Origin of the sequence: Fastidiosipila sanguinis (genome assembly GCF_002998295.1) — a bacterium.
GTDB lineage: Bacteria > Bacillota > Clostridia > Saccharofermentanales > Fastidiosipilaceae > Fastidiosipila > Fastidiosipila sanguinis.
Genome location: NZ_CP027226.1, coordinates 1,754,821 through 1,772,884 on the forward strand (window position 1 = coordinate 1,754,821; position 18,064 = coordinate 1,772,884).

At 34.1% G+C, this 18,064-nt stretch carries 12 protein-coding genes; 10 read left to right on the forward strand and 2 right to left on the reverse strand.

From position 1 onward, the window contains the following. Positions 1 to 112: 112 nt before the first annotated feature. From C5Q98_RS07600 to trhO, 5 genes are all read left to right on the forward strand, one after another. Positions 113 to 3,361: a helicase-related protein gene (locus C5Q98_RS07600; protein ID WP_341457360.1), complete on the forward strand. Its 3,249-nt coding sequence runs from the start codon at positions 113 to 115 to the stop codon at positions 3,359 to 3,361. A gap of 4 nt (positions 3,362 to 3,365) precedes the next feature. Next, positions 3,366 to 3,977: a DUF4391 domain-containing protein gene (locus tag C5Q98_RS07605; RefSeq protein WP_106013029.1), complete on the forward strand. Its 612-nt coding sequence runs from the start codon at positions 3,366 to 3,368 to the stop codon at positions 3,975 to 3,977. Next, positions 3,978 to 5,852: a site-specific DNA-methyltransferase gene (locus C5Q98_RS07610; RefSeq protein ID WP_205728432.1), complete on the forward strand. Its 1,875-nt coding sequence runs from the start codon at positions 3,978 to 3,980 to the stop codon at positions 5,850 to 5,852. A 1-nt stretch (position 5,853) separates the two neighbouring features. Continuing rightward, on the forward strand, positions 5,854 to 8,994 hold the full coding sequence (locus C5Q98_RS07615) for a type III restriction-modification system endonuclease (RefSeq protein WP_106013030.1): 3,141 nt from the start codon (positions 5,854 to 5,856) through the stop codon (positions 8,992 to 8,994). A 130-nt stretch (positions 8,995 to 9,124) separates the two neighbouring features. Then, complete coding sequence (gene trhO / locus C5Q98_RS07620; RefSeq protein ID WP_106013031.1) at positions 9,125 to 10,099, forward strand: oxygen-dependent tRNA uridine(34) hydroxylase TrhO; 975 nt, start codon at positions 9,125 to 9,127, stop codon at positions 10,097 to 10,099. Between the two features lie 86 nt (positions 10,100 to 10,185). Here the strand turns inward: trhO and C5Q98_RS07625 are convergent, their stop codons facing one another. Together C5Q98_RS07625 and C5Q98_RS07630 are read right to left on the reverse strand one after the other, a co-directional pair. After that, the gene (locus C5Q98_RS07625) at positions 10,186 to 11,130 is read right to left on the reverse strand and encodes an IS3 family transposase (protein WP_106013032.1); all 945 of its coding nucleotides are present in this window, start codon (positions 11,128 to 11,130) and stop codon (positions 10,186 to 10,188) included. After that, positions 11,043 to 11,576, reverse strand: a complete 534-nt coding sequence (locus tag C5Q98_RS07630) for a helix-turn-helix domain-containing protein (RefSeq protein ID WP_106012315.1) — start codon at positions 11,574 to 11,576, stop codon at positions 11,043 to 11,045. Before C5Q98_RS07630 ends, C5Q98_RS07625 begins: the two co-directional genes overlap by 88 nt. Positions 11,577 to 11,801: 225 nt before the next feature. On the opposite strand from C5Q98_RS07630, the gene C5Q98_RS07635 reads away from it, so the two are divergent. The 5 genes from C5Q98_RS07635 (at position 11,802) to C5Q98_RS07655 (ending at position 18,029) form a co-directional block, all read left to right on the forward strand. Further along, complete coding sequence (locus C5Q98_RS07635) at positions 11,802 to 12,800, forward strand: alpha/beta hydrolase (RefSeq protein WP_106013033.1); 999 nt, start codon at positions 11,802 to 11,804, stop codon at positions 12,798 to 12,800. Between the two features lie 58 nt (positions 12,801 to 12,858). Next, on the forward strand, positions 12,859 to 13,725 hold the full coding sequence (locus C5Q98_RS07640; RefSeq protein ID WP_106013034.1) for an alpha/beta hydrolase: 867 nt from the start codon (positions 12,859 to 12,861) through the stop codon (positions 13,723 to 13,725). 55 nt (positions 13,726 to 13,780) lie between these two features. After that, the gene (locus C5Q98_RS07645; protein WP_106013035.1) at positions 13,781 to 14,641 is read left to right on the forward strand and encodes a hypothetical protein; all 861 of its coding nucleotides are present in this window, start codon (positions 13,781 to 13,783) and stop codon (positions 14,639 to 14,641) included. Between the two features lie 225 nt (positions 14,642 to 14,866). Further along, positions 14,867 to 16,600, forward strand: a complete 1,734-nt coding sequence (gene spxB, locus C5Q98_RS07650; RefSeq protein WP_205728433.1) for a pyruvate oxidase — start codon at positions 14,867 to 14,869, stop codon at positions 16,598 to 16,600. A gap of 418 nt (positions 16,601 to 17,018) precedes the next feature. Next, entirely contained in the window at positions 17,019 to 18,029 is a 1,011-nt protein-coding gene (locus C5Q98_RS07655; protein ID WP_106013037.1) for a helical backbone metal receptor, read from the forward strand. Positions 18,030 to 18,064: the final 35 nt, after the last annotated feature.

Genomic DNA, 18,064 nt, shown 5'->3' on the forward strand with positions numbered 1-18,064 from the left:
TTCATGCTATAATTAAAACATTAAGTTTAAAATAATTTTTTACTACCAATAAGCTTAATCAAGATGATTTAATAATATTATTCAGGAAATAAACCAAATTAATTTAATTGAGGTGGATAGCTTGGCAATTATAGATAATTTAACAAATAAATTAAAAGATGATTTGCTAGTTGAGATCAAAGAAGGAAGTAAAATATCAATTGCTGCTGCAAGCTTTTCTATTTATGCTTTTGATGAGCTAAAGGAAGAATTAGGGAAAATTGATGCTTTTAGGTTTATTTTCACATCACCAACTTTCATTAAAGATGTACAGAAAAAAGAAAAACGAGAATTTTATATTCCGAGACTTAAAAGGGAAAAGAATCTGTATGGATCTGAATTTGAAATAAAGCTTAGAAATGAACTTACTCAAAAGGCGATTGCTAAAGAATGTGCTGATTGGATAAAGGAAAAAGCAAGTTTTAAATCTAATATTACTGACAGCAATATGCAAGGTTTTATTAATGTTGATGGTACAACGTACAACTCTATTAAAGACTTTACAACGGTTGATTTAGGAATTGAAAAAGGAAATAACCGTTCATATCTAATAAATAAGTTATCTAAATCCGATAGTGAGTACTATTTGAGACTTTTTGATGAGATTTGGAATGACAAAACTCAATTGCAAGAAGTTACTGATAAAGTAATAGAAAGCATAAATACTGTTTATAACGAAAATTCTCCAGATTATTTATATTTTGTGACTCTATATAATATTTTTAATGAGTTCTTGGAAGATATATCAGAAGATGAGCTTCCTAATGAATCTACAGGTTTCAAGGATAGCAAAATTTGGAATATGCTATACAATTTCCAGGAAGATGCTACGCTAGCCATAATTAATAAACTAGAGAAATATAATGGATGTATTCTTGCTGACTCTGTAGGTCTTGGTAAAACATTCACTGCATTAGCTGTTATTAAGTATTATGAAAATAGAAATAAATCAGTTTTGGTTCTATGTCCTAAGAAATTAGCTAACAACTGGAATACATACAAGGCCAATTATATTAACAATCCTATTGCTGAAGATAGGATGAATTATGACGTCCTCTTCCATACTGATTTAAGTAGAGAGAAGGGTACATCTAATGGACTAGAACTCGACAGAGTTAATTGGTCAAATTATGACTTAATCGTTATTGATGAATCTCATAACTTCAGAAATGGTGGCAAAGTTTCGGATGATGGAAATAAGGAGAATAGATATCTACGACTATTGAATCAAGTGATTAAAAAAGGTGTAAAAACCAAAGTACTAATGTTATCAGCAACTCCTGTAAATAATAGATTCATTGATTTGAAAAATCAACTTGCCCTAGCATATGAAGGCGATAGTGAAATATTAGATAATAAGTTAAGAACAAGCAAAAGTATTGATGATATTTTCAGACAAGCTCAAGTGGCATTTAACAATTGGAGTAAGCTTGATCTAGAAAGTAGAACCACTGAAAGTCTATTAAGAATGCTTGATTATGATTTCTTCGAGGTTCTTGATAATGTAACTATTGCAAGATCTAGGAAGCATATTAAGAAGTATTACGATACATCTGCTATTGGAACTTTCCCTAAGAGAAATGCTCCTATCTCCAAAAGACCTGGTCTAACTGATCTGGACAAAGCAATAACTTACAACGAAATATTTGATCTGATTAATATGTTGGAGCTATGTATCTATACTCCAACTGACTATATTCTATCTAGCAAGCTAAATAAATATATTGATAAATATGATTCCAAGCATTTTATCGGAAGTCTTACTCAGTCAGGACGAGAAAAAGGTATCAAGAGATTGATGTCTATTAATCTGATGAAGAGGATGGAGAGTTCAGTATATGCCTTTAGATTAACTTTAGACCGTATTAATACATTGATTACTGAAACAATTGCAAAAATTGATAATTATGAGATTAATTCAGAAGATAATTTAATGATCCTTGATGATTACTCATATGCTGACCTTGATGGAGATGACCAAGAAGATGATGTTTTCGTAATTGGTGAAAAAGTTAAGATTGATATAGGCGACATGGATTACACTAGCTGGAAACGTGAATTACAGGAAGATAAGGATATTCTTGATTTGTTAATTTCCCTCGTGGAAGATATCACTCCAGAGCATGACAAAAAACTTAAAACCTTATTTGAAATGATAGATGAAAAACAACTTAACCCTATAAATCCAGGTAATAAAAAGATCTTAATTTTTACAGCCTTTGCTGATACAGCGAATTATTTGTATGAAAGTGTCAGTAAGTATGTAAAAGAAAAATATAATCTAGATACAGCGATTGTCAGTGGTTCGACAGATGGAAAAACTACAATAAAAAATGTAGGTGCTGATTTAAATACAGTTCTTACCTTGTTTTCACCAATTTCTAAAGACAAAGAAATACTCATGCCGAATGTAGATAAAGAGATTGATATTCTAATTGCTACAGACGTAATATCTGAAGGGCAAAACTTGCAAGATTGTGATTATCTAATTAATTATGATATTCATTGGAATCCAGTTCGTATTATTCAGAGATTTGGTCGTATAGATCGTATTGGTAGTAGGAATGAGAGTATACAGCTTGTTAATTTCTGGCCAGATATAACATTAGATGAATATATAAATTTAAAAGCTAGAGTTGAAACAAGAATGAAGATAGTTGATATGACTGCGACTGGAGATGATAATGTATTGTCCCCAGAGGAAAAAGGTGATCTCGAATATAGAAGAAATCAACTAGAGAGACTTCAACATGAAGTCGTTGATATTGAAGATATGAATACTGGTATTTCTATAATGGATTTAGGTCTTAATGAATTTAGACTTGATTTATTAGATTATGTAAAGAAACATCCAGATTTAGACCAAGCGCCAAGGGGTATGAATGCTGTTGTAGAGTCAACAGAAGAGATGCCGGCAGGAGTTATTTTTGTTCTAAGAAATATACAAAGCTCGATAAATATTAATGGCCAGAACAGGCTACACCCTTTCTATATGATTTATTTATCTGAAGAAGGTGACGTTATAACAGACCACTTAGATCCGAAAGCAATATTGGATCGATTTAGGTTACTAAGTAAAAATAAGACAGAGCCTGAAAAAGACTTGTATGAAGCCTTTAATAAGGAAACGCAAGATGGTAGAGATATGAGTAAATACTCAAGCCTGCTAGAGGATGCAATAAAATCTATTATTGATGTAAAAAATGAAAATGATATTGATAATTTCTTAAGTGGGAAGAATATAAGTTTCTTGTCAGAAACGATAGAGGGACTAGATGATTTTGAACTTATTAGCTTCTTAGTTATCAGGGATAGGAATTGATAATATGTTTAATTTGCCTGCTAGTACCATTGTTAATAGAAGAATACCCAAGGAGTTGATCTACGAGAAATTTTCAGAAGAGTTATCTGGTAAAAGAAAGCATGCATTTGATACAGAAATAAGTAAAATTACCATTACTAATGAAATCTCTGAGCTATCAGTAGATGCGAAAGCAGGTGAAAGTATTTCAGCAATATTTGTGCTATTGGTTGAGCTCAATACAAGAAACTTCAGTAATGCTAATATTGAATTGCTTACAAAATTATTAGGACAGAAAATTCTAATAGTCCTGAACTATAAAGATGGATATAGATTAGCTATTTATGAGTATAAATTATTGCTAGGTAAGTGGAAGAAGGAAGATGAAATTGCTCTAAATATACAGGGCACAGATTTAGAGTTAGTTTGGGAAAATCTAGTAAAACAAGTTATAAAAGTTGAGATTGAAGAAGGAAATAGTTTACAAGAACAGCTAGCAATAGAAGCTAATAAAAATAAATTGAGAAAATTGATAGAAAAAACAGAGAGGCAAGCTCGAAAAGGGACACAGGCGAAAAAGTCCTTTGAGCTATACAAAAAGATACAAGAATATAAAGAAGAGTTGGAGAGTATGTAAATGGAAAAGTTAGAAATGCAAACAAGTAACTTAGCAAATGAAAATTTTGAGAAATTAAAAGCTCTATTCCCTAACGCAATCACAGAAACGATTGATGAAGAAGGAAATATAGTAAGAGCAATTGACAAGGATATCTTGAGTCAAGAAATTTCCACTCAAGTAGTAGAAGGAAGAGAAGAGAGATATCAATTCACTTGGCCAGACAAGAGAAAAGCAATATTGAATTCTAATGCTCCTACATCAAATACTCTAAGACCTTGTAGAGAAGAGAGTGTAAATTTTGATGAGACAGAGAACTTATATATTGAAGGCGATAACTTAGAAGTGCTTAAACTCTTGCAAGAGACTTATCTTGGAAAGATTAAGATGATCTACATTGATCCACCTTATAATACAGGGAATGATTTTGTCTATAATGATGATTTCAAAACTAGTACAGATGAATATTTAGAACAAAGCGGTCAATATGATGAAGAAGGTAATAGATTAGAGAAAAATTTAGAATCTAACGGTAGATTTCATACTGACTGGCTGAATATGATGTATCCAAGGTTAAAGTTAGCTAGGAATTTGCTCTCTGATGATGGTGTTATATTTATTTCTATAGATGATAATGAGCAACATAATTTGAGAAAAATGTGTGACGAAATTTTTGGAGAAAGTGCATTTATTACTGATATAATTTGGAACTCAAGAAAGTCAGTATCTAACGATGCAGTTGTTTCTTTGAGTCATAACTACACACTTGTTTATGCGAAAAATATTAGGGTTTTCTATGAAAAAAAATCAGAGTTTAAATTAAAAGATTCAGGTGAAGGTTTTTTAAATCCTGATAATGATCCAAGAGGTCCATGGAAAGCAGACCCTTTCGATAGTCCTGGGATTAGGCCTAATTTAACATATAAAATAAAAAATCCTAATACTGGTGAAGAGTATCTACCGCCTGAAGGACGTTGTTGGAGAACTGGAAAGAAGGAGTATTTGGAGCTACTAAAGGAAAATAGAATTGTTTTTGGTAAAACTGGGAGGAGCAAACCTCAGTTAAAACGTTTTTATAGCGAAGCAGAAGAGAAAGGACTGACTCCAAAATCTTTATGGGATGATTGTGGCACTACCACAGATGGAACTAGAGAAATTATAGAGATTTTTGGCGGAAAAATATTTGATACACCGAAACCTGTAAAGTTTATTAAAAAAATTATTGAGCTGGCAAGTAGTAAAGATTCAATTGTTCTAGACTTCTTCTCAGGTTCAGCAACTACAGCAGATGCTGTCATGCAACTTAATGCAGAAGATGGTGGGAATCGTAAATTTATTATGGTTCAACTCCCAGAAGAGACAGATGAAGGATCTGAAGCGTATAAAGCTGGATACAAAAATATTTGTGAGATTGGTAAAGAACGTATTCGTCGAGCAGGAAAGAAGATTATTGAAGATAACAAAGATAAAGAAGGTATAGATAAATTAGATATCGGTTTCAGAGTTCTAAAAACAGATTCATCCAATATGAAAGACGTTTTCTATGCTCCTGCACAAACAGAGCAGAGTTTATTAGATATGCTATCAGACAACATAAAGGAAGATAGATCTTCAGAAGACTTGCTTTTCCAAGTTATGCTAGATTTAGGTATTTCTTTGTCTAGTAAGATAGATAGAGAAATCATCGATGGAAAAGAAGTATTAATTATTGAAGATGGCTTCTTAGTTGCATGTTTCGATAAAGATATAAGTGATGAGATTGTTAAGACAATAGCTAACAAGAAACCATACTATGCCGTGTTTAGAGATTCTTCTATGGCGAATGATAGTGTAGCTACTAACTTTGAACAAATATTTGACAATATTAGTCCTCAAACAGTGAGGAAGGTAATTTAATATGAAATTTAATTTTAAGATACAATCATATCAAACTGAGGCAGTACAAAGTGTTGTTGACAGCTTTGCAGGTCAACGCTTTTCTGATGGGATTTCATATAGAAGAGATATTGGAGATGTAAAAGAAAGACAAAACTACTCTCAAGCTTATTTGGATTATGAAACCAGTTCTGGTGAAGTTGTTTATAAAGATGACTTCGATGAAGCTGGTTTTAAGAATTCAAAGATCACACTAACTCCAAATGAGTTATTAAACAATATTCGTAAAGTTCAACAGACTAATAATGTTCTGCTATCAGAATCATTAGTAGACGATCTTGGAGCCTGCTCACTAGATATTGAAATGGAAACTGGTACAGGTAAGACTTACGTATATATTAAAACCATGTTTGAGCTAAATAGAAAATATGGTTGGTCCAAATTCATTGTCGTTGTGCCTTCTATTGCTATTCGTGAAGGTGTGAAGAAATCTTTTGAAATTACTCAAGATCATTTCATGGAAGAATTTCAGAAGAAGATAAGGTATTTTGTATACGATAGTAAAAATTTAAATCAGCTTGATTCCTTCTCTAGTAATTCTGGTATTAATTGCATGATTATCAATATGCAAGCTTTTAATACCTCGTTAAAAGAAGGTGGTCGAAATAAAGAATCTCGAATAATCTATAGTAAGCGAGATGAGTTTGGCTCGAGAAGACCTATAGATGTATTAAAAGCAAATAATCCAATCTTAATTCTAGATGAACCTCAGAAAATGGGTGGAAAAGCTACTCAAACAGCTTTGAAAAATTTTAATCCGTTATTCACTCTAAACTATTCTGCTACACATGCTAAGCAAAATAATCTAGTTTATGCCCTAGATGCAGTAGATGCATATAATAAAAAGCTTGTTAAAAAGATAGAGGTTAAGGGATTTGAAGTTAAGAACTTCAGAGGGACAGATAGATATTTGTATTTAGAAAATATAGTTCTGTCGCCAACTGCGCCGCCAAAGGCTAAGATAGAATTTGAGATTGCTTACAAAAACTCAATTAATAGAGAGTCTAGAATCTTGTCTGTCGATGATAACTTATACGAGATATCCAATGAAATGGAACAATATAAAGGTTATAGAATATCTGATATTGATCCAACTCGAGGAACTGTGAGCTTCGTAAATGGAGAATCTATTCAAAAAGGTGATGTTGTCGGAGATATTTCAGAAAAAGATATGAGACGTATCCAGATTAGAGAAACGATAAAATCACATTTCGAGAAAGAAGAGCAATTGTTCAACCAAGGAATTAAGACTTTATCATTATTCTTCATTGATGAAGTCGCTAAATATCGCCAATATGATGAAAATGATGAAGAGCTGCTAGGAGAATACGGTCAGATATTTGAAAGTGAATACATTGATCTCTTGAATGAACAAATTACTCTATTTGATACACCATATCAAAAATATCTAAGAGAAATTAATGTAAAAGATACTCATAAAGGTTATTTCTCTATTGATAAAAAAGGTAAATCAGTTAACAGTAAGGTAAACAGAGGATCAGATATTTCTGATGATATATCAGCATACGACTTGATCTTAAAGAATAAAGAGCGACTATTAAGCTTCGATGAACCAACCAGATTCATATTTTCTCACTCAGCTTTAAGAGAAGGTTGGGATAATCCTAATGTATTCCAAATATGTACATTAAAATACGCAAATAGTACAACTATGAAACGTCAGGAAGTAGGACGTGGACTGCGTTTGTGCGTAGATAAATCTGGAGATAGGATGGATGAAGAGAGACTAGGTGCAACTCAAGTTCACAATATTAATAAACTTACAGTTATAGCTAGTGAGAGTTATAAAGATTTTGTTTCTGATTTGCAGAAAGAAATTAAAGATACTCTTTACGATAGGCCAAGGAAAGCATCAATTAGCTACTTCGAAGGTAAAAATGTCATATTACACGGTAATAACCATAGTATTACTGCTCAAGAGGCCAGTATGATTTATCAATACCTTGTAAAAAATGATTACATTAGTATGGACGGAAATGATGCAATAACAGAGCAATACCGTATTGATTTAGAAAATAATAATGTAGCAGAATTACCTCAACCACTACAGGCAATGCAAGAAGGTGTTCACAAATTAATACAAAGTGTATTCAATGACTCAATTCTGGATGAAATGATAGATGATGGAAATGAAACAAAGATATTAAATAATAACTTCAATGATAATTTCTACAAAAAAGAATTCCAAACTTTATGGTCGTATATTAATCATAAATATTCATATACAGTGTCTTTTGATAGTGAAGAATTAATCAGCAAAGCTATAAATGCAATTAATAATGATCTATATGTTTCAAAACTTCAGTATACGACTACAGTATCAGAGCAAAAAGATGTTATGAAAGTGGCGGAGGTAGAAAGCAAATATTCATTCAAGTCCGCTAAGTCATCAACTTTCAATTTAGAGCATGCTGAAACAAGTCAGATAAAATATGATCTGGTTGGAAAAATTTCAGAATCCACAATTTTGACCAGAAAAACGATAGTAGAGATATTAAAGGGTATAAGACCAGATAAGTTTAGAATGTACCAACATAACCCAGAAGAGTTTATTAGCAAGGTCTCAAGACTTATAAAAGAGCAAAAAGCAACAATGATAGTAGAGCATATTTCTTATGATGAATTAGATGATATGTATGATGCTTCAATATTTACTGCGGAAAAAAATTCTTCCTATGACAAAGCTTTCAAGGCAGATAAGCATATTAGACCATATGTATTTACAGATGGTTTAGCTGAAGAATCAGTAGAAAGACGTTTCGCTCAAGATCTTGATGGCGCAGAGGAAGTTGCAGTATATGCTAAGTTACCAAAAGGCTTCTCAATCCCAACACCAGTTGGAAACTATAGTCCAGACTGGGCAATTGCATTTAATAAAGGAACTGTTAAACATATTTTCTTCATTGCAGAGACCAAAGGAACTATGGAGAGTTTGCAATTAAGACCTATTGAAAAAGCAAAAATATCATGTGCAAAGAAATTGTTTAATCAAATTTCCACAGAAGATGTTGTCTATCATGATGTTGATAGCTACCAAAGTCTGTTGAATATTATGCCTTATATTGATAAGAATATTGGCTGATTTTGAAAGACCTAGTTAACTGAACAATCCTTTAAAAATCTCCCTTCCTGTTTTATAATTAGCAGCAAGAAAAAAGATGAAATTAGACAATCACTAAATAAATACAACCACTAAACCAAAGGAGAACCATATGGCAAAAGATTACAGAGTTTTACTATATTACAAATATACACACATAGAAGATCCAGAGAAATTCAGAGATGAGCACTTAGAGTTTTGCAACAACATTGGACTAAAGGGCCGTATCATCGTAGGCTACGAAGGCATTAACGGTACCGTTTCAGGTACTGTAGAGCAAACAGATCAGTACAAAGATTTCCTGCACAGCTTAGAAGGTTTCGAAGACGTCTGGTTTAAGGTTGATGAGGCAGACGACTTTACCCACCCTAGAATGTCAGTTAAGTTTAGGGATGAGATAGTTACCTTACACTTGGAGAACGACTTTTCTCCAACTGAGACAACAGGACAATATTTGAGCCCGAAAGAATTTAAGGAAGCGATTCTAGATGAGAATACTGTAATTTTGGATACTAGAAACGACTATGAATACGACCTAGGTCACTTCCGTGGTGCGATTCGACCAGATATCAAGACTTTCAAAGAATTACCTCAATGGATCAAGGATAACGAAGAATTATTCAAGGACAAAAAAGTTGCTATGTACTGTACTGGTGGTGTCCGTTGCGAGAAGTTCTCCGGTTGGATGTTGCGAGAAGGTATTTCAGACCAAGTTGGACAATTGCATGGTGGAATCGATACTTATGGTAAAGATCCAGAAGTCCAAGGTGAACTTTGGGAAGGTAGTATGTACGTATTTGATAGCAGAGTTTCAGTGCCAATTAACCATGTCAATCCCACAATTACCGGTAGAGATCACTTCGACGGTACGCCTTGCGATCGCTATATAAACTGTGCCAACCCAGACTGTAATAGACAAACTTTCATGAGCGAGGCTAATGAGGAGAAGTACCTAAGATCCTGTAGCCCAGAATGCAGACGTGATAAGAGAAATCGCTATGTAATTCAGCACAATTTAACTGAAGAAGAGTGGGAAAAGAGATTGAACGAATTAGGCGAAAGTTTGTACGATAAAAAAGCAGTTTAATTTTTAAATTTGATATTTAACTCAAAAGAAGCGGATTGAACAAATATGTAGTGAACCCCAAAATCCGGACATCAATTTAATAATATTTAAGCGGACTGTAATCTGTATTCAACAGGTGAAAGTCCGTTTATTTTTACCTTTATTCTATCTTCATTGTACCATTTTATATACTCTATAATTACTTCTATTAATTGTTCTAAATTCTTAAAATCTTCACCATAAAACATTTCTTGCTTCATTATTCCAAAGAAATTTTCCATCGGTGAATTATCTAAACAATTTCCTTTTCTGGACATACTTTGTTTTATCCCTCTCGTTTCCAATCGTTTTACCCAACTGCTGTGTTGGTAATGGAAACCTTGGTCACTGTGAATTACTAATTCACTTACATCTTTAACCCTTTTTAAGGCTTCATCTAAAGCTTTATTTGTAAACGCAGTTGTTGGGTGTTTGTCAATTGAGAACGAAATAATTTCACTATTGTAAGTATCTAGTATTGCAGATAAATATATTTTTTCTTCGCTATTCTTTAATCTGAATTCTGTTACGTCTGTTAACCACAATTCGTTTGGTCTAGCAGTGTTAAACTGGCGCTTGACCAAATTATCAGCTACTTCTCCAACTTTTCCTCTGTAGGAATTATATTTTCTGGATCTTGTTTTGAATTTTGTGCTCAATAAATTTTGTTCTCGCATAATACGTAGAACTTTTTTGTGGTTAACTACTAATCCTAGCTTTCTAAGTTTCATTGAAACTCTTCTGTAGCCATATCTATAACTAGATTCTTTTACAACCTGCACTATTGCTAATACTATCTCTTTGTCTTTATCTACAGGTTTATCTAGCTTGTTTTTCCATTCGTAGTAAGAAGAACGTGGTAGCTCCGCTAAGCTTAACCAAATTTTTAACTGGATTTTTGGAAACTCTACTTGTAACTCTAGAATTACTTTTGTTTTGGCCTTGGCTGGTATTCTCCCTCGTCCATCTCTTCCAGCAAGGCTTCTAACTTTTTTTCGTAAATTTCTTTTAATTTAAGATACTTTACCTCTTCGCGTAAGCGTATTAACTCTTCACGCTCACTCTCGTTTAATGGTTTTGGATTTTTACTCTTTGACACTTTTCGGGACCTTCCTTGTTTTCCTTCCAAACCAGAGAAGCCTTTCTCTTCATATTTTTTGGCCCATGTATATACAATTGCACCATTAGTAACGCCGAAATGTTCTGCTGCTTCTCGGTATGAACATTTATTTATCTCTCTATATTTTATTACCGAAAGCTTAAAATCGCTACTATAACTTTTAGTAGTAAGTTTTTTGATCAATCCATGCTTACCACGTGCGTTGTACCAATTAATCCAATTATTAACTGTTCTTACTGGAACTCCATATTTTTTAGCGATTAAAACACTCCCTCCATTCTTACCACTTAAGTAATCTTTAATTACTTCTAATTTGAATTCATCACTATATTTAGGCATAAATTTACCCCTCCATCCTTTCACTTCTGTGTCCGGATTTTGGGGTGCAGTTCAATATGTTTAAGCCGCTTTTTTCGTATTTGCCTATTTGATTTCTTATTATATTTCCGATTTTTTCACAAAATCTTCGTTTTTGTTTTGTAGACTTAACATCAATAAGAGGGATTTTATCCTCCCTTCATAAAAGGAAAAAGTAAACTAAACAATAGAAAAGGATTTCAACCTATGACAAAAAAGAGGAAAAACAAAGTAATAATTATTATTGCAAGCATCTTATTGCTAATAGTAATAGGTCTTGGACTAGCGGGTAATTACATGGTGGAATATGCCATAGCTAGAAGTGGTGATGGTGGTAATAGGAATGTTAATACGGATAAGATTCAGGAGAAAAATGAACCAGCAGAACAAAGTAAGATAGATATAAAAAAAGACGAAATTAAAAAAGAAACTAAATTTTTCCTGCAAAAGAATCCTTATGAACAAGCACAAATTAAGTCCAAAGATGGATTGAATTTAAAAGGATTCTATCTAGAGAATTCGCCAGATTCAAATGCAAATTGGGTGTTGCTAATTCATGGCTATAGAGCAGAGCATGACTCCATGAATGACTATGCCAAGCAGTACTATGAAGCGGGATACAATGTGCTTCTACCTGACTTGAGAGCTAGTGGAGAGTCAGAAGGAAATTATGTTGGTATGGGTTGGCTCGAGAAAGAAGATGCCAAACTCTGGATAGATTGGATAATTGAGCGTCAACCGTCAGCTAATATTATTGTGCATGGAGTTTCAATGGGTGCAGCTACAACTATGATGTTGTCAGGTGATGAAACCAAAGAAAATGTTAAAATGTTTATAGAAGATTGCGGCTATACAAGCGCCTGGGATATCTTTGCAAATGAAGCTAAATTACGTTTCAACTTACCAAGTTTCCCATTGCTAAATGTTAGTAGTGCTTTAGCAAGAGTAAAGGCAGGGTATAGTTTCAGCGAGGCGGATGCTTTGAAACAAGTTGGAAAGTCGACTAAGCCAATGTTGTTCATCCATGGTATGAAAGATGATTTTGTACCTTTCTACATGTTGGATGAGTTATATAATGCAAAGACAGAAGGGGCGAAAGATAAATTCGTATCAGAAACTGCAGGTCACGCAGACTCTATATTTGCAGATTATTCGGCATATTGGGCAAAAGTAGAGGAGTTTATCCAAGCGAATGTGCCGGAGTAAAATAGAAAACGTTACGTAAGCAAAATTAGAATAAAATTCAAGAATAAAGGAGCACCATATGTTTTTAGAATTAGAACACTTACCAAATAATCCTACTTTGCAAGGGCAAGCAGAATTATTTCCTAACATTCAATATAGTAAGTCAGGGCAATTTTTATCATTGTTAGTGCCTTGGGCAGTAAATCAAGCTCGTGAGCATATTAGTCCGAGACCAGTCATTGTATTCGTGCAAGGCAGCGGTTGGACTACTCCTAATTTGAATTTTGAGATTCCTATGCTATCTAAATATGCGGAGGCTGGTTACATTGTAGCGACTGTATCACATAGGAGCTACGAAGATGGTTATAAGTTACCAACCTTCCTGAAGGATGTTAAATGCGCAATCAGATTCTTGCGAGCTAATGCAGAGCAGTATCACATTGATCCAGAGAGAATAATGATATATGGAACTTCTTCAGGTGGTAATACAGCTCTCTTAGTCGGCCTAACTGGTAATGACGAGCAATACAGAACAGATGAATATCCTGAGCAAAGTGATGCCGTCAATGCTGTTGCAGAGTGTTTTGGCCCAACAGATATGACCAGTATTTTTGAGAATCTAGCTGGAGATATGGAAGTTGCAGAAATGCTTAAAATGGCTCTTGGTGAAGATGAGAGCACATGGATTGAGCAGCTAAAAGCTTTGAGCCCGGTGAATTTAGTGACCCCAGAGAATAGTCAGATTCCATTCTTGCTTTTGAGCGGTACAGTGGATCCAGTAGTCCCAGCTGAGCACATGGAGAAAATGTATCTTGCTCTCAAAGAAGCTAATGCCGATGTAAAAGCTTACTATGTTGATGACGCAGTACACGAGAACAATTTCTGGAGTCCAGAAGTTAGACAAGCAATTTTTGATTGGATTTTGCAAAAGTTCCCGGTTGATTAGTTTAACTTGCTAAAATGTAAACTGGAATAACGTAGAAAGAACAAGGAGGAGAATCATGAAAAAGTCAAAAACAATTATCGCTTTAAGTTTAGCGTTCGTATTAAGTGCAACTTTAGTATCCTGCAAAACAGATACTAAACCAAATGATGGCAAGGCAAGCAGCAATAACGAAACAAGCATGGCAAGTGCTGAGACTAGCAACAATCAAAATACAGATGAGACTACAGATAAAAGTAGCCAATCTAGTGACTCAGACAAAGATGATTCAAGTTCCAAGACAACAGCTTCTGAGTCCGTAACAGAAACAGCTGAAGCAAAAACTCTAGAAGAGAAAATTTTCCAAGCAGGCTTAACGGCAGTAGAAAAAGAGAATTTTGAATATAAGTTCTATGTAATTCTAGAAAAAGCTGACAAGTGGCTAATCAACTATGTTAGCAAAGATGGTAAATCCTCTCTGTCTGAAGAAATGACAAAATCAGATTACAAGATTCTTAACAGCTCAATAAAGAACTGGGAAGATCAAGACATTCCTAATAGTAAAGATGACTACAATAAGATCTCAGATAGATTATTTGCTGAGATTGAGAATTTAGAGCATGGTACTGCTGGCTCAAGCTTAAAACAAGTCAGTGTAGCTGCAGATTATTTGAACTTAATTGCAGAAGGCGAATATTCTAGTTATGAGTTTTATATTTTCTTAAATGATTATAGAACCCTAGTAGCAGAGAAATCAGCAGAAGCAATTGAAATGTTCGATACTAATATTAGAGCATTGCAAGAGACTGTTGATTTGCTAGTGAAGAAAGATGAAACTACTGTCAGAGTCTTACAGGATGCTGGAAAATCTCTATCTGAAGCAGCAATGGCACTAACAGAAGCTGATGTAGCTCCTTATTTATGGGCTCCGTTCGATTAGGATTTAAATTAGTTTTATGAACAGCCTTTAATCTGGTAATCCGGAGAAAAGAAGTAACTTCCAATGTTGAGAAAACTTTCTCTAGTTTAATAATTTAGTTACTATTCGTTTAAAATAATTGAATCAAAAGTTATATCCTCTCTTGAAAATTTTTATATTATTACGTTAATTGTATTAAATATACAGTTCACATGAGATTATAAAAGTTAAAGAGAGGATAATATTGTGGAAAAAATTCAAGCGGCTGAAGCCTTAGTAAACGTTTTGACTGACTGGGGAGTTGACCACATTTATGGTATCCCAGGAAGCTCAACTAATTCATTAATGAAAGCGTTGAAAAAGAACGAAGATAAAATTAAATACATCCAAGTGAGACATGAAGAAGGTGGTGCATTGGCAGCGTCTGTTGATGCCAAGCTTACAGGTAAAATTGGAGTCTGTTTCGGTTCTGGTGGACCTGGTCATACTCATTTAATTAACGGTATGTACGATGCTAAGTTCGATAAAATCCCAATGTTAGTTATAGCAGCCTCGACTCACTCCAAAAATTTAACAGCAGATTATTTCCAAGAGATGGATCCGATACCTCTTTATACAGACGTATCAGTGTATAACAAGATGGTGCTTAACCCTATTGAGTTACCTCGTGTTATCGACCAAGCTATTCGTACTGCGTATAGAGATAGGGGTGTTGCAGTTGTGCATGTGCCAGTTGATATTGGTTATGCAGAGATTGAAAATACTTATACCTCAAGTGCGAATGCCTTTGAGCCAACTCTTCCCCAACATAGACAAGAGGATATTCACAAGGCATTAGAATTAATCAAAGAAGCTAAGCGACCAGTCTTATTTGCAGGTCGTGGAACTCATCATGCAAGAGAAGAGCTGAAGGCTTTTTCTGAGAAATTCAAGCTACCAGTAATCCTTACATTTTTGGGCAAAGGTGCTATGGATGATGCTCATCCAAACTTAATGGGACAGCTGGGAAGATTAGGATCCAAACCTTCAATGGAAGCAGTGGAGAAAACAGATTTGCTCATCATGATTGGTGCCGAGTATCCGTTCGGCCGCGATTATTTCGACCAGAGCGTGAAGTCAATTCAAGTCAACATAGATCCAGTTTCACTTGGCAAAAGACTACCATCAACTCTAGGTATTATGGGAGACTCCAAGGCTGTCATGAGAGACCTAGTTGAGCTAGGTGAGGAAATGCCTGAGACTAATTGGCTAAAAGCTAACCAAATTAATCGAGTAAATTGGCTAAACTGGATTCATACTCTAGAGGATAGCAATGAATATCCAATGCGCCCTGAACCTATTATGAAGGCCTTAAACCTACTAGCTGATGATGATGCTATTTTTATCATAGATGTTGGTAATAACGTTATTTTATCCAGTCGAGAGTTGATGTTTACCGGCAAACAGAAGCACACTACTTCAGGTACTTTTGCCACTATGGGTATAGGCTTGCCTGGTGGTATTGCAGCGAAATTAAGTTACCCTGAGCGTGAAGTGTTCACTTTATCTGGCGATGGTGCCATGGCGATGATGATGCAAGAGCTTATTACTCAGGTTAAATATAAATTGCCAGTTATTAATTTAGTCATGGCAAATGATTCCTATGGATTTATCCAAGTTGCTCAAGAGACTGAGAATAATGAAACTTTCGGTGTAGATTTGCTAGAAGTTGATTATGCTAAGTTTGCTGAAGCTATGGGTGCCAAGGGATATACAGCCAGAACTTATGAAGAAGTATATGCAGCCATAGAAGACTCCAAGAAGCAAGATCTCCCGACTGTAATAGATATTAAAATTGCTAATATCACTCACTTGCCTGGTCATAAATTAGTATTAGATAGTGAAAACTTCTCCGAGGAGTCAATTGAAGAATTTATTGCTAAATTTAATGTTAAAGAGATGCCAGTGCTAAGAGAGATTCTTGATTCACTGGAAGATTAGTGTATTTTGAAGAAAAATTAAAATTAAAAAGTAAGGCTAGGATTATTGAACTTTGATTTGCAAATCCTAGCCTTTATTATATTTATCTACTGAATCAAGTGATATTATCTTTATTTATCATCCTAAATGTAAATAGGGTAGCTTTGTGCAGATAGCAAGTCTAATTGCAAGTATATGTTTATGCAAATTGTTCGCAACAGACAAATTATTCTATTAAATTTCTCTGATTTTACGAAAATCGCTATTACTACTTTTCTTTTTTGCAAAAATTAAATATCATTTATGCAAATAACTTGCAATTAAGAATATTCGCAAATGACACGTAAAGTTTGCGATTTAATTTGCCTATAGATTTGCCTATAAGCTTATTAATAATTGCGAGTTGGTAATAATTACTTACAAGTTTGAAGGAGAGAATATGAAAAAATTATTTAAACAATCTTTAGTTTTAGGATGCGCATTAGTACTAACTTTTACTAGTGTAGCCTGTGCAGACAATAATAAAATCAATGATAATGCAGAAAATTCTGCAAAAACTACAACCGAGTCTAGTATGGAAAATTCAGAAAAGGAAAGTAGTTCTGAGACTTCAGCTGCAAAGGATAATGAAGCACAAGATGATAAGAAAGATTCAGAAGTTAAGGAATATAAGAATATTGTCGCTGCGAGTAAGACAATAGCTGAATATTTAGAATTGTTTGACAAGGATTTGGTAGGAATTGCAGAGCAAGAAGATTTACCAGAAAAGTATGCTAATGTAACTCGTATCGGTGCACCAAGACGCTTGAACTTGGAGATTATCGTAAGTCTTAAACCAGACCTAGTTGTTGCAAATGATTCATCTGAGAAAGATTTAGAACAAACTATGAAAACTCAGGGTATAGAGACACTTTATCTAGATAGCTCAACCTATGACTCAATTTTTGCAAATATAGAGCAGTTGGGTAAATTGTTCGGTCAAGAGCAAAAAGCTGAGAGCATTGTTAATGATCTAAAAGCTAAAGAGACTGCTATTTTAGAAGAAGCTAAATCTCTACAAGGTAAATCTGCAGCAATTTTATTTGGTACTGGAGAACATATTCAATTAGCGACTAAACACTCATATTTAGGTAATTTATTAGAAAAAATTGGCGTAAAAAATGTAGCCGATGTTCTTTCTGACGCAGAAAATAAATATGTTCCTTTCAGTCTAGAGCAATTAATTGCCCAAAATCCTGACTATATCTTAACCTTGGCTCACGGTAATAAAAAACAAGCTCAGGCAGCGTTTAAAGATGAGTTTAAGAAACCATTATGGCAATCAACAGAGGCGGTAAAACAAAATAGACTAATTCATTTGGATGACCATAAATATCCTGTTACTGGAAATATTCATGTTCTAGAAACATTAGAAGGTTTAATTAAATTATTAAAAGAAGCAGGTGCATAGATTTTCACTACTAGCGGGTGTATAGATTTTCACTG